The sequence below is a fragment of the Actinoplanes sp. CA-252034 genome, assembly GCF_050956125.1.
Classification (GTDB): Bacteria; Actinomycetota; Actinomycetes; order Mycobacteriales; family Micromonosporaceae; genus Actinoplanes.
Genome location: NZ_CP191846.1, coordinates 6,552,242 through 6,565,671, shown reverse-complemented (window position 1 = coordinate 6,565,671; position 13,430 = coordinate 6,552,242). Strand labels below are relative to the sequence as shown.

12 protein-coding genes are annotated in these 13,430 nt (G+C 69.8%); 9 read left to right on the top strand and 3 right to left on the bottom strand.

The window, feature by feature from the left end; all coding sequences use genetic code 11:
• Positions 1-17: 17 nt before the first annotated feature.
• Both ACQPZW_RS30300 and ACQPZW_RS30295 read right to left on the bottom strand, forming a co-directional pair.
• A complete protein-coding gene (locus ACQPZW_RS30300) occupies positions 18-1,589 on the bottom strand; it encodes an MFS transporter (protein WP_433789450.1) in 1,572 nt (523 codons plus the stop codon).
• A gap of 10 nt (positions 1,590-1,599) precedes the next feature.
• Positions 1,600-3,159: an FMN-binding glutamate synthase family protein gene (locus ACQPZW_RS30295; RefSeq protein ID WP_433789449.1), complete on the bottom strand. Its 1,560-nt coding sequence runs from the start codon at positions 3,157-3,159 to the stop codon at positions 1,600-1,602.
• A 168-nt stretch (positions 3,160-3,327) separates the two neighbouring features.
• On the opposite strand from ACQPZW_RS30295, the gene ACQPZW_RS30290 reads away from it, so the two are divergent.
• The 6 genes from ACQPZW_RS30290 (at position 3,328) to ACQPZW_RS30265 (ending at position 9,423) form a co-directional block, all read left to right on the top strand.
• On the top strand, positions 3,328-3,936 hold the full coding sequence (locus tag ACQPZW_RS30290) for a M23 family metallopeptidase (RefSeq protein ID WP_433789448.1): 609 nt from the start codon (positions 3,328-3,330) through the stop codon (positions 3,934-3,936).
• Between the two features lie 280 nt (positions 3,937-4,216).
• On the top strand, positions 4,217-4,705 hold the full coding sequence (locus ACQPZW_RS30285; RefSeq protein ID WP_433789446.1) for a helix-turn-helix domain-containing protein: 489 nt from the start codon (positions 4,217-4,219) through the stop codon (positions 4,703-4,705).
• Positions 4,706-4,740: 35 nt separating this feature from the next.
• Positions 4,741-5,130, top strand: a complete 390-nt coding sequence (locus ACQPZW_RS30280; RefSeq protein WP_433789445.1) for a hypothetical protein — start codon at positions 4,741-4,743, stop codon at positions 5,128-5,130.
• Between the two features lie 106 nt (positions 5,131-5,236).
• Positions 5,237-6,052 (top strand): hypothetical protein, encoded by an 816-nt coding sequence (locus tag ACQPZW_RS30275; RefSeq protein ID WP_433789444.1) that lies wholly within the window; start codon positions 5,237-5,239, stop codon positions 6,050-6,052.
• A gap of 1,099 nt (positions 6,053-7,151) precedes the next feature.
• Positions 7,152-8,141, top strand: a complete 990-nt coding sequence (locus ACQPZW_RS30270; RefSeq protein ID WP_433789443.1) for a hypothetical protein — start codon at positions 7,152-7,154, stop codon at positions 8,139-8,141.
• Between the two features lie 34 nt (positions 8,142-8,175).
• On the top strand, positions 8,176-9,423 hold the full coding sequence (locus ACQPZW_RS30265) for an exo-beta-N-acetylmuramidase NamZ family protein (RefSeq protein ID WP_433789442.1): 1,248 nt from the start codon (positions 8,176-8,178) through the stop codon (positions 9,421-9,423).
• Here the strand turns inward: ACQPZW_RS30265 and ACQPZW_RS30260 are convergent.
• Complete coding sequence (locus ACQPZW_RS30260) at positions 9,399-10,025, bottom strand: TetR/AcrR family transcriptional regulator (protein ID WP_433789441.1); 627 nt, start codon at positions 10,023-10,025, stop codon at positions 9,399-9,401. The two genes, ACQPZW_RS30265 and ACQPZW_RS30260, sit on opposite strands and share 25 nt — an antisense overlap.
• 78 nt (positions 10,026-10,103) lie before the next feature.
• Between ACQPZW_RS30260 and ACQPZW_RS30255 the strand changes: the two genes are divergently transcribed.
• Genes ACQPZW_RS30255 through ACQPZW_RS30245 form a run of 3 tightly spaced genes read left to right on the top strand, consistent with a single transcriptional unit; the run spans position 10,104 to position 13,359 of the window.
• Entirely contained in the window at positions 10,104-11,018 is a 915-nt protein-coding gene (locus ACQPZW_RS30255) for a nitrilase-related carbon-nitrogen hydrolase (RefSeq protein WP_433789440.1), read from the top strand.
• Positions 11,015-12,010, top strand: a complete 996-nt coding sequence (locus ACQPZW_RS30250; RefSeq protein ID WP_433789439.1) for an agmatine deiminase family protein — start codon at positions 11,015-11,017, stop codon at positions 12,008-12,010. The genes ACQPZW_RS30255 and ACQPZW_RS30250 overlap by 4 nt, the downstream gene beginning before the upstream one ends.
• The gene (locus ACQPZW_RS30245; RefSeq protein ID WP_433789438.1) at positions 12,007-13,359 is read left to right on the top strand and encodes a flavin monoamine oxidase family protein; all 1,353 of its coding nucleotides are present in this window, start codon (positions 12,007-12,009) and stop codon (positions 13,357-13,359) included. Before ACQPZW_RS30250 ends, ACQPZW_RS30245 begins: the two co-directional genes overlap by 4 nt.
• The last annotated feature ends 71 nt before the right edge of the window (positions 13,360-13,430 follow it).

The window sequence follows — 13,430 nt, the reverse complement described above, 5'->3', positions numbered from 1 at the left end:
CAGCCCGGAGGCGCCGGTCAGAGGGATTCGGCGTCCAGCAGGTGCCGGATCACGGGCGGGCCGTCGGCGAGGGCCACCGCCCGCTGCTCGGCTTCCTCGTCGCTGCCGGTGAGCCGGCCCTCGTGCTGGCGCAGGTGCTCCTCCCACGTCGGGACCAGATAGGTCTCGACGAAGGTCCGCGGGTCGGCGCCGTCACGGAACAGACCCCACCGGGAGGCGCCGGTACGCAGCCGCGAGTCACGCAGGCCGTGCATGGCGGCGACGAACGCGGACGTGTGCGGCTCCGGGACCCGGTAGGACGCCTGCACCAGGACCGGGCCCCGATCGGGACGGGGTTGCAGCATCAGGTGTGGTTCGGGCCAGAAGACGGCGGGACTCGTGTCGGCGTCCTCGTGGGTGCGGACCGGCAGCACCCGTACCGTCGAAGTGCCCGCAACCATCATCGCCGCGGCCGTGCCGAACGTCGCGGTTAGGCCGAAGGCCGCCGCGACCTGCCCCCAGGCCAGCGCGCCCGCCGCCTGTGCGCCGGCGAAGACGACCTGGTAGACGGCGAGAGCCCGGGCCCGCACCCAGTTCGGCAGCACGAGCTGCATGGCCGTGTTCATCCGCGAGACCAGCATCATCCAGGCCAGCCCGGCGGCGGACAGCGCGGCGACGGCCGCCGTGACGCCGGGGCGCAGCGCGATCACCAGCAGCGCCGAGCCGTAGACCAGCCCGGTCGCCAGCACCATCCGGTTCGGGGTGAGGCGGGCGCGGACGCGTGGCATCAGCAGCGCGCCGAGGACCGCGCCGGCGCCCAGCGCGGCGAGCAGGCCGCCGTAGCCGCCGGCGCCGAGGCCCAGATCCCGGGCGACCAGCGGCAGCAGGCTCCAGACGACACTGCCGGGCAGCACGAACAGCAGCACCCGGCCGAGGATCCGGCGCACGTCCGGCGAGTAGCGGACGAAGTGGCCGCCGTCGTGCACCGCGGTCCCGAATCGTTCCGGACGGTCGGCCGGCGGTTGCGGTGGACGCCGCCACCGGGCCAGGGCCAGCGCGAACACCACGAACGAGACGGCGTTGAGCGCGAACACCACGGCCGGGCCGAACTGCGCCACGAGCAGGCCGCCGACAGCGGGCCCGGCCGAGCGGGCCAGGTTGGTGTTGACGGCGCCGAGCGCCGACGCGGCCGGCAGCTGCTCGCGCGGCACGATCTCCGGGATCACCGCCTGCCACGACGGCAGCGTCAGCGCCTGCCCGGCGCCGAGCAGAAACGTGAAGACCAACAGCAGCGGAGGCTCCACCCGGTCCAGCGCCGCGAGCACCGCCAGCGTCGCGGCCACACACGACAGCCCCAGTTGTACGCCCAGCAGCAGCCGCCTGCGGTCGAGGTTGTCCGCGAGCGCCCCGGAGGGCAGAGCGAGGACCAGCACCGGCAGGGTGGTGGCGGCCTGCACCAGGCTCACCCAGGTGGCGGCGTTCGCCTCGGAGACCACCAGCCACTGAGCGCCGACCGTGTGCATCCAGGTGCCCACGTTCCCGGCCAGGACCGCCAGCCACAGACTCCGGAAGACCGGTTCCCGCAGCGGAGCCGTCTCGGTGATCGTCACGACGCGTTGTCTACAGCGAGGGTGGCGCGCTGCCGCCCTGCGGCTCGTCGAGCATCAGGGCGATGACGGCCTCCTGGTCGGCCTTCGACGGCAGGCCCCAGCCCGGCTGGTAGTCGTAGACCCGGTCCAGCGGTGTCGCCGTGGTCCGCCCGTCGAGGATCTCCACCGACGACGTCTCGATCAAACCGGGATGCTCCACGCCGCAGGCCTCGGCGACCTTGAGCAGGTCGCGGCGCAGCGTCTTGACGTAGTTGGCGGCCCGCACCGACTTCAGGCCCGGGTCGAGGCCCCTGGTCAGCCACCTGTTCTGGGTGGCGACGCCGGTCGGGCAGGTGTCGGTGTGGCATTTCTGCGCCTGGATGCAGCCGATCGCCAGCATCGCCTCGCGGGCCACGTTGACCATGTCGCAACCGAGCGCGAACGCGACGATCGCATTGTCCGGCAGGCCGAGCTTGCCGGCGCCGATGAAGACGACCTTCTCGTGCAGGTCGCGCTCGGCGAACATCCTGTACACCCGGGCGAAGCCCACCTGGAACGGCAGCGACACCGAGTCGGAGAAGATCATCGGGGCGGCGCCGGTGCCGCCCTCGCCGCCGTCGATGGTCACGAAGTCGACGCCGCGGCCGGTGGTCACCATCAGCGTGGTCAGCTCGTCCCAGAAGTCCAGGTCGCCGACGGCCGACTTGATGCCGACCGGCAGCCCGGTCTCCGTCGCGAGCAGCTCCACCCAGTCGAGCAGGCTGTCGGTGTCGGAGAACTCGGCGTGCCGCGACGGGCTCACACAGTCGACGCCGACCGGGATGCCCCGGGTCGCGGCGATCTCCGCCGACACCTTGGCGCCGGGCAGCAGGCCACCGAGGCTCGGTTTCGCGCCCTGACTGAGTTTGATCTCCAGAGCCCTGATCGGGTTGGACGCGACGACGTCCTTCAGCCTGGCCAGATCGAACCGGCCCTGCTCGTCGCGGCAGCCGAAATACGACGTGCCGATCTGGAACACCAGCTCACCGCCGTGCCGGTGATGCGGCGACAACGCGCCCTCACCGGTGTTGTGCAGGCAGCCGGCGATCGCGGCGCCCCGGTTCAGCGCCTCGACGGCCGCCCCGGACAGCGATCCGAAGCTCATGCCGGAGATGTTGACGACCGAACCGGGCCGGAACGCGTGGGCCCGGCCGCGCGCGCCACCGAGCACCTTCGCGCACGGCACCGACGCCTCGTAGCCGGCCTCCGGATGTGACCGCGGCACCGCCCGCCCGAACGTGCGGTGCTTGATGATCGGATATCCGGCGGTGAACTCGATGTCGTTGTCGGTGCCGAACCCGAAGTAGTTGTTCTCCCTCTTCGCCGAGGCGTAGACCCATCGCCGCTGGTCACGCGTGAACGGCCGCTCCTCGTCGTTGGCCGCCACCACGTACTGCCGCAGCTCCGGCCCGATCGCCTCGATCAGATAGCGGCCGTGCCCGATCACCGGGAAGTTGCGCAGCAGCGCATGCCGGCGCTGCGTCAGATCCCGCGCCGCGACGGCCGCCAACGCTGCCGCGGCGGCCCCGGCCGCCCACACACCCCGCTTCATGGTCCTGATTTTGCCCCTGACCGCGGCGTTGAACCATTCGGGGGTACGGTCCACCCGCCCCGCCCTCACGCAAGAGGCGGTCACTCCGTCACGAGCCGGCCGTGTCACCGTGCGGCGGGTACGAGCCCCGATCAGTGTGTGTTGACATGCTCTGCCAGGATCAGCCGGGTGACAGCGCGTGCCCGTACCGGAATAGCCGTGGCCGTCACTCTCGTCGCCCTCCTCGGGCTCATCGTCGTGACCGTCCCGCGGCTGCGCACGCCCGGCCCGCGCCCCGACTTCCAACTGCCGGTCGCGTGCGGGGAGACGTGGATCCTCGGCACCTATCCCGGCCACGACGACTACGACATCGACTTCTTCCCGTCCTCCGGTTCGGCGTGGGGCCGCCCGATCCACGCGTCCTACGCCGGCACCGTCGTCGAGGCGGGCATCAACGGCACCCTGGGGTCCCGGACCCCCGACAACCCGGAGGGCCCGCACGGCAGCGGCGCCGGTTACTGGGTGAGACTCGACCACGGCGGCCTGTGGGAGACCCAGTACCTGCACATGCTGGAGCCGCCCCTGGTCCGCGAGGGCGACCGCGTCGAGCAGGGCCGGCAGTTGGGCCGCGTCGGCAGCACCGGCAAGTCGGGCGCCCCGCACCTGCACTACGAGCAGCGGGCCGCCGGCGAGAAGAGCGAGGCCGTCTTCGCGGGCGAGCCCTCCGGCATCACCGCCGACGATCGCGAGTACTCGGTCCGCCGAACCAGCCGCAACTGCCCACCCGGCAACAGCTGACGCCGATGTGACCTCGCACAGGTTGTCCGTCGTGATCGGGTGGCGCCGCGCCATTCTCGGCGCCAGTGCGTTGTTCGACTCGTACGGCTGACGGTGCCGGGACCGTCGCCGTGCCGGTACGGGTCGCGCCGTCCGCTTCTTCCGGTCGGCGAGTCGGACACGCCGCTGGTCTGCACCGCAGACCGGACTTATCATGCCTGAATAGGGCAAGGGCGCCTCCGTCATGGCGGATGTGTGAGGCGCTGCGGGCGGTGACCGCGGCTGAGCGGAGGTGAAGGCTGTGGCGGGTGGCGTGGAGGCATCCCTGTCGGCGGTCGGGCACGAGGCCGACATCCGCGGCAGGTTGATCCGTGCGCTGGCGTGGATGCGCCGCCGGCGTGGCCTGACGCAGGGGCAGATCGCCGGCCGCATGTCGACGACCCAGTCGGCGATCTCCGAGTTGGAGAACGGCGGTACCGACCCGCGGCTGTCCACCCTGCAGCGGTACGCGCGGGTCCTGGGCTGCAGCCTGGATCTGATGCTGCGCGAGGGCGTCACCCGGCACTTCACCTCCTGGGAGGAACGGTCGCTGCCGTACAAGGCGAACTCCCGTACCAAGGTGCTGAAGGCGGATGCCTCGGAATGGGGTTACGCCGGTGACGCTCTCGTGGTGACCCGGGCCGGGGTGCCCATTCAGATACCGCCTCCCGGCGACGACGAGATGAGCGTGGCGTCCGCGGGCGACGACGGGTTCGTCCGGGCGCTGGATGAGGCGGTAAATCCGGCGTGAAGCCGCGGAACGATCTGCGGCAACGCTCGGAGAACGTGGTCCGCCGGATCTCCCTGGTCGACCTCCGTTTGCGCCGACTGGACACCGAACTGCTGCTGCCGGTGGTCAAACCGCCGTTACGCGTCGTGCTGCTCGACCTCAAACGTGAGATGTCGTCGATTCCCGGCCACATGGTCTACGCCTGCACCTATGAGCTCGAAGGCCGTGACGCCACTCCGGAGCGGTTCCTCACCGTGAAGATCGTGTTGCACGTGGTGGTCCGGCTGCCCGATGATCCACCTTTGACGGAGAGTGACCTCAAAGCGTTCGGCGCCGTCGGATTGATCGAGATAGCGCATCCGTACATTCGCGAGCTCGTGCATTCCTTATCGGGCCGGATGGGATTGCCGGCTCTGGTTGTGGAGGTGGCTCCCCCGATCGCGTGACAGCAGCCCTGAGTGCTTCCGGATATGGTTCGAGTCGTTTACTTCCCACACTTCGTGGCCCGGTGAACGTGAATATCGAATATTCGTCGGAAGGGTTCTGGGGGCGATGGCAGAGGTGAACATATTCGGCAAGATCAAAAGCGTGGGTACGTGGGTCGGGATCGTTCGGAATCTCGGCTGGCTCGCGATGGCGGTCGCCGGAGTCGTCTATGTCGTCGCCAGAGTGGCCGGATCTGGCAGCGCGATTCCCGCAGTGGTGACGTATACGGTGATCGGCCTGCTGTCCTTCGGGACCGGAATCCTCGTCGGCACCCTCACGATGCAGCGGCGGATGAGCAAGACCGCGGAATATTCCTGGGAGAGCGCCGAGTACGTGTACCGGTTCGATCCGGACGACATTCTCAAGCATCAGCAGACGGTGCGGGTGCGGATCAAGGCCAACAAGCACAACGTCGAGATGTTCAAGAACCGCTACACCTGGACCGGCTCCGGGAACGTCCCGCCGCCGCGGGTGGTCAGCAACGGGCACTCGCTGATGACCGAGATCTCCCGGAACGGATTCTGGAAGTACTACTACGTGGTTTTGGAGCGCCCCTTACGGAAAGGCGCGACCACTGATATCGAAATTCTTCAAGAGTTGCACGACACGGGCCGCACCTTTCAGTCGATGTTGGCCAAGAACATCATCGAGCCGATCGGGGAGCTGAAACTGCGCGTCATTTTCCCGCCTGTCATGCGGCCTATCGAGGCCAGGGCCGTGGAGCTGACCCGGCCGCGTGGTGGCGGTACCGAATGGGAGATCGCCGATGAGTGCCCATTGGCCGTCGATGCGACCACCGGAGAGGCGGTCTACGACGTCGGGAAGCCGAAATCCGGTGCCCGCTACCAGATCATCTGGGATAGTTCGAGTTATCCGCGATAAGCGGCGTCTCGTTTCTTTCTTGTGGTAAATTCCGAGTGGTTCCGCTAATGGGAGGTGCTCGTGGACAACTGAGTCGGCAGACGAGTCGTCGGGTCGGCATGAGTTCTACGTGCTCGAGTTGCGGTGCAGGGTTCACCGAGAGTGAGGCCGGCCTGGTGGAGAGCCGTTCCATGCCGCATTTTCCTTCGCTGTCTTCCGCCCGTCCGGAAGTGGACGAGGCGACAAACGGGGTGCACGAGGGTCCGATCAGTCGATGCATAGATGTGGGAAATGAGTTTTACTTCAGCTATCGCCGGACGCCTTGCCAAGAGGGCCCGACGAACAGAACGACGGCATCCGGGTCGCATCCGGATGCCGTCGTCTGTACGGAGGGGTCGCTGTCAGTTGTTCACTCTCTGCCTCCCGCGTCCACCTTGCCAAGAGGGTGCAGCAGTCGGGATGTCACATCGTCGAGACCGGAGCCGGTTTACTCATTGTGATGGCGCATGACGGGCATCAGGCCGCTCATCGCTTGCACCCGATAATCGCCCGAGTTGTACCGTCGATGTTAGCAGTTTGTGTCGGCGGCCGGTCTGGCTGCCCGGGCCTGGAACCGAATCACTAGCACAGCTTTCCCGCCCTATCGAGGAAACGCGCCGACGACACGCGCAAGTTATGCCCGAGTCGCTTCCGTAGGGCCGTTGCGAGCCCGTTCTGTGGCCCGGTCCCCGACCTCGACGTATCGTTCGAGGGAATGCGCCGCCAAGCGCACTGTCGCTATTCCGACAGTTTTCCGCGACCGTGTAATGGCTGGCACGAGCGAGCGGTTCTCACCTTTCCGCGGTCTTCGATGACCCCTCGGATATAGAACAATCGAAATTGAGAAATATCGAGGCCGCGCTCGAAGGGCAGGTCGTCGGGCCATGACGACGGGTCGAGCTGGCCCGACTCGGTGAGGGTGGGACGGCCGGCGGCGGTGATGCGGGCTCGGGCGCCCGGCTGCCAGGCGGCCTCGGTGACCGCGGTGCCGGTCTCGACTCCGTCGGGCGGTGACGGCAACCGGAGGGGCCGCCGTCCCGTCTGAGCCGTTGGCACGTCCGCCACACGGAGGAGCACGACCATGCGGATTCACGCGACCATGACGACCGTCGCCCTGATGGCCCTTCTCGTCGGCGGGTGCGCCCGCGCCGGCGAGGACACACCTGGAGGCGGGGCCGTTCCGGGACCGCAGCGCAGCGGCCCGGCGGCGCCCGTCGTGAACGACCGATGGGATTCCTGCGACGCGGCTCTGCCGGGCCAGGCGGAGGATCCGTTCGGTGCCGGGCAGGAGGCGCTCACCCTGCCGCTTCTCGGCGACGACTTCCAGCCGGTCTCCGCGATCATCTGCCGGTCCGGCATCCGGCAGCGACCCGGCGGCGGCAGCGAGTCGACCGCCGAGGAGGCACGTGCCGACGATCTGACCGCGCTGCTGCCCACGCTGCGGCTGTCCGACGAGCCGGCGACCGCGGAGGCCTGCACCGCGGACCTGCCGGCGGTGCCGTGGCTGGCGCTGGTCGACCGGGACGGCCGCTGGATCCGGCCGGGTGTGCCGATCGACTCCTGTCACAAGCCGCGCCGCGAGTTCCGCAAGGCCTACGAGGACCTGGTGACCGTCACGGTCAAGAGCCGGGTGGTCCGGCAGCTGGAGTCCGACGCGGCCGCGACCGCCGGGTGCTCGCAGACCTACGGGGACATGACCTGGGCCCTGGGCCAGGACGAAGTGGTGGAGCGCACGCTCGGGCCGCTGCCGGAGACGGTCTCGGCGCGTCGCTGTGTCTACGACGTGCCGGTGGGGGAGCGTGGCAGCGGCAAGCCGGCCGGTGACTTCCGTGACGGAGGCCCGCTCACCGCGGCCGACTGGACCGCCATTCGCGCCGAACTGGCCTCGGCTGCTCCCGGCAACGCCACCTGCCGTACCCCGGCCGGCCGTTTCGCGGTGATCCACCTGGAGCCGGGCGGCACCCTCAACATCGAGGGCGACGGCTGCCGGCGGATCCTGGCCGAGGTGTCGAACGGTCCCGGCGTCTATCTCCAGAGCAGCGAGCGCCTGACCAGCCTGGTCTTCGGGTGAGATTTATGTCCGTATAATACCATTTACGCCCGTGATGAGGAGAAACTTACTGGCCGCTACCGGCGGTGTGCTGGCGGCTGTGGTGGGTCCGGCCGGGGCGGCGAGAGCCGTTCCAGCCCGGAAACGGGTCCGGACCGGGATGGACCGGCAGGCGGCGGCGAAGTGGGCGGCGCTGGACGGCGAACGGGTCGGGGTGGTCTCCAACCTGACCGCCGTCGACCGTGAGTACCGGCACCTCGTGGACCGGATGCACGCCGACGGGGTCCGCATCGCCGCCATCTTCGGGCCCGAGCACGGCTTCCGCGGCTCGGCGCCGGTCGGTGGCGACGAGGGCATGCGCACGGACCCGCGAACCACCCTGCCCGTGTACGACGGCCACCTGGCGACTCTGGACGGCTGGACGAGGATGTTCACCGAGGCCGGGGTCACCACGGTGGTTTTCGACATGCAGGACGTCGGCGCGCGGTTCTACACGTACATCTGGACGCTCTACGACTCGATGGCCGCGGCCGCCGCCCTGAATCTGCGCTACGTCGTGCTGGACCGGCCGAACCCGATCGGCGGGCGGGCGCGCGGGCCGATGCTGCAACCGGCGTTCGCGTCCGCGGTCGGGAGGAAGGAGATCGTCCAGCAGCACGGCATGACCGTCGGGGAGCTGGCCCGCTTCTTCCGGGGCGAGTGGCTGCCGAGGGCGAGGCTCGAGGTGATCGCCTGCGAGGGCTGGCACGGTGACCTGTTCGCCGCCGACACCGACGTGCCGTGGGTGATGCCGAGCCCCAACATGCCGACGCCGGACACCGCGCTCGTCTATCCCGGCACGTGCCTGTTCGAGGGGGTGGCGTCGCTGTCCGAGGGCCGCGGCACGACCCGCCCGTTCGAGCTGGCCGGCGCCCCCGGCCTGGACTTCCGCTGGCGTGACCGGCTGGCCGGGCTCGACCTGCCGGGCGTGGAGTTCCGGGAGGCCTACTTCGAGCCGCGGGTCGGCAGGTTCGTCGACGAGCTGTGCGTGGGCGTCGAGGTCCGGGTCGGTGACCCGAAGAGCTTCGATCCGATCGGTACGGCCACCGCCATGCTGATCGAGGCGAGGCGGTACCCCGGTTTCGTCTGGCGCAAGGACCCGTGGCCGATCCCGCACTTCGTCGACAAGCTGGCCGGCTCGGACCGCTACCGCACGATGATCGACGCCGGCGCGCCCCTGGCCGAGGTGACCGGCGCCTGGCGGGACGAGCTGGCCGCCTTCGTCCGCAAGCGCAAGCCCTACCTGCTGTATCCACGCCCCTGAGCGGTGGTCAGAGTCGTGAGCGCGCCGAGGATGAGCCCGAGCCCCAACTCGAAGGCCCGGTCGGCGCGCTCCCGGCCGTGCCCGGCGGCCTCGATCGCGGCGACCAGGACCGGAGTGCGGGCCTGACCCGGGTCCCAGACCTGGTCGGGTGCGGCGATGTCGAGCGCCGAGCCGATGACGAAGCTGTCCAGCACGGTGATCACGTCGAGCAACTGGGCTGTGGGGACGCCGGCGGAGTGCAGCACCGTGGCGATGTCGTCATACATGTGCACGACGTCGGGGGAGGAGACGGTGTGCGCCGTGAGCATCGGGATGAGCCGCGGGTGTCGCCCGAAGGCGTCGCGGTAGCGCAGCAGCAGCGCCCGTAACGCCTCCGGCCAGGCGCCGGACACGTCGGCCGGCGGCTGCTCGCTGAAGATCAGCGCCCGCATCGCCTCGATGATCTCGGTCTTGCCGCTCAGGTGGTTGTAGATCGACGACGGGCGCACCGACAGGGCCGCCGCCACCTCGCCGATCGTGAACTCCCCCTTGGCGTCGACGAGGGCGAGCGCGGCCCCGGCGATCTTGTCGACCGACAGTTTCGGTGTGGCGGGCCGGGCCATCGGCGAACCCCCTTGCGCTCGGCTGAGGTGGACCACCATAGTAAAACGAACGCCATTCGTTAAACTCTGGGGACAGCCATGGAACTGATCCGGGCCGCGCTGCACGACTCGCCCGCTCGTGTCGACGAGCCGACCCGCCCGCCACTGCGGGTGGGCCTGGTTCAGCACCACTGGCGGTCCGACCCCGCGGAGCTGCGGGAGGTGCTGCTCGGCGGCATCGCGCAGGCCGCGGACGCCGGGGCCGGGGTGGTGTTCCTGCCGGAGCTCACCCTGTCGAGGTACCCGGCGTTCGAGGAGCCGGTCGGCAGGCCGGTCGCGCTGGCCGAGGACCTGGAGACCGGGCCGACGGTGGCGCTCGCGGCCGAGGCGGCGCGACGGCACGGGATCATGGTGCACGCGTCGCTCTACGAGAAGGTCGACCTGGGCGACGGGCTCGGGTTCAACACCGCGGTCCTGGTCGATGAGGACGGCAACGTCGTGGCCAGAACCCGGAAGACGCACATTCCCGTCACGGAGGGCTACGTCGAGGACAAGTACTTCCGGCCCGGCCCGGCCGACGACGCCTACCCCGTCCACTCGATGCTCGGGGCGAAGGTGGGCCTGCCGACCTGCTGGGACGAGTGGTTCCCCGAGGTCGCGCGATCGTATGCGCTCAAGGGCGCCGACATCCTCGCCTATCCGACCGCGATCGGGTCCGAGCCCGACCATCCCGACTTCGACACCCAGCCGCTGTGGGAGCAGGTCATCGTCGGCCACGCGATCGCCAACGGCCTGTTCATCGTGGTCCCCAACCGCACCGGCGACGAGGGCCGGATCACCTTCTACGGCTCCTCGTTCATCGTCGACCCGTACGGCCGGATCCTCGCCCGTGCCCCTCGCGACAGCGAGGCCGTGCTGATCGCCGACCTCGACCTCGACCAGCGCCGGGATTGGCTGACGCTCTTCCCGTTCCTGCGGACCCGCCGCCCGGACACCTACGGTGGTCTCACATGAGCGCATGGCGCATGCCGGCCGAGACCGAGCCGCACACCTGCACCTGGATGGCCTGGCCGTCCTCGGGATACACCGACGGTGACGACGCCCGCCGGGCGTGGGCATCGGTGGCCCTCGCCGTCGCCGAGTTCGAGCCGGTCCGGCTGGTCGTCGATCCGTCCGCGATCCGTGACGCCAAGGACTGGCTCGGTGACGCCGTCGAGTATTTCCAGGCCCCGCTGGACGACGCGTGGATGCGCGACATCGGCCCGACGTTCGTGGTCGGCCCGGCCGGGCTGGGCGCCGTCGACTGGGTGTTCAACGGCTGGGGCGGGCAGAGCTGGGCGCGGTGGGACAGGGACGCGAGGATCGCCCGGCAGGTCGCCGAGTGGGCCGGCGCCACGGTCGTCAGCTCGGAGATGGTCAACGAGGGCGGCGGCATCCACGTCGACGGCCACGGGGCGGTGCTGGTCACCGAGACGGTCCAGCTGGATCCGGGCCGTAACCCGGGGTGGTCGCGGCAGCGGGTGGAGGGTGAGCTGCGACGCACCCTCGGGGTCCGTGAGGTGGTGTGGCTGCCGCGCGGCCTGACCCGTGACTACGAGGAGCTCGGCACCCGCGGGCACGTCGACATCGTGGCCACGTTCCCTGCGCCGAAAACCGTGTTGCTGCACGTCCAGCCCTCGCCCGAGCATCCGGATCACGCTCTGGACGCGGCGCTGCGAGAAGCGATCGGAAGCGACTGGACGATCATCGATCTCCCCGCGCCGGAGGGGATCGAGGACGAGCGCGGGCCAGTTGATCACTCGTACGTCAATCACCTAGTGTGCAACGCCGGTGTCGTCGCCTGCACGTTCGACGATCCCCGGGACGACCAGGCGCTGGAGATCCTGGCCGCCGCCTACCCCGGCCGCCGGGTCGTCGGCGTCGACGCCCGGGCGATCTTCGCGCTCGGTGGTGGCATCCACTGCATCACCCAGCAGGAACCCGCTATACCTGGAGGAGAGTCGTGACCGACTTCGACGCCGTGGTGGTCGGGGCCGGTGTCACCGGGCTCACCATCGCGAACCGCCTGCACGCGGCCGGCCGCCGCGTGCTCGTCCTGGAGGCCCGTGACCGCGTCGGCGGCCGGCTGCTGACCGAGGACCACGAGGGCGTCCGTCTCGAGGTCGGCGGTCAGTGGGTCTCCCCGGACCAGACCGCCCTGCTCGCGCTGATCGACGAGCTCGACCTGGAGATGTACTCCCGGTACCGGGCCGGCGAGTCGATCTACATCGGCCGTGACGGGGTCCGCCGTACCTTCGAGGGGGAGAAGTTCCCGGTCTCGGCGGCCACCGCCGCCGAGGTGGAGCGCCTGGTCAAGGAGATGGACCGGCTCGCCGCCCAGATGGACCCGCTCGAGCCGTGGGAGCACCCGGACGCCGACGAGCTGGACCGGATCTCGTTCGCCGCGTGGCTCGCCGGGCAGACCGACGACCCGGAGGCGCGTGACAACGTGGCCCTCTACGTCGGCCCGGCGATGCTGACCAAGCCGGCGCACTCGTTCTCGGCACTGTCGGCGGTGCTGATGGCGGCCAGCGCGGGCGGTTTCAGCCACCTGGTCGACGCCGACTTCATCCTGGACCGGCGGGTCGTCGGCGGCCTGCAGCGGGTGCCGCTGGCGCTCGCGGAGAGCCTGCCGGCGGGCAGCGTCCACCTGGACGAGGCGGTCACCAAGATCGAGTGGACCGAGGACGGGGCGACCGTCTTCACCGGCCGGGGCAGTTACCACGGACGCAACGTGGTGCTGGCCGTCCCGCCGACCCTGGTCAGCCGGGTGCAGTTCGTTCCCGCGCTGCCGCCGGTGCAGGCCCAGATGCGCCAGCACATCTCGTTCGGCCTGGTGATCAAGCTGCACGTCACCTACGAGACCCCGTTCTGGCGCGATCACGGCCTGTCGGGGACGGCATTCAGCCCGTACTCCCTGGTCCACGAGGCCTACGACAACACCAACGAGGACGTCGAGGGCGAGACCCGCGGCACGCTCGTCGGGTTCGTCTCCGACGTCAAGGCCGACGGCCTGCTCGCCCTGGACCCCGAGGCGCGCAGGCGCAAGGTCCTGGAGGCGCTCGCCGCCTACTACGGCGAGCAGGCGCTCACCCCGGTCCACTACTACGAGAGCCCGTGGATGGCCGACGAGTGGACGGTCGGCGCCTTCGGCACCTCCTTCGACATCGGCTCGCTCACCCGATACGGCCGGCACCTGAGGTCCGACGTCGGCCCGCTGGCCTTCGCCAGCAGCGACATCGCCGGCCTCGGATTCCAGCACGTCGACGGGGCCATCCGGATGGGCGAGGCGGTCGCCGCCCGCATTCTCATTTAAAAGCACTATTTGGTACGGCCACCCGCCCCCGATCGATGACGAGGTCGCCGGGGGCGGGCGATGGATGGGGA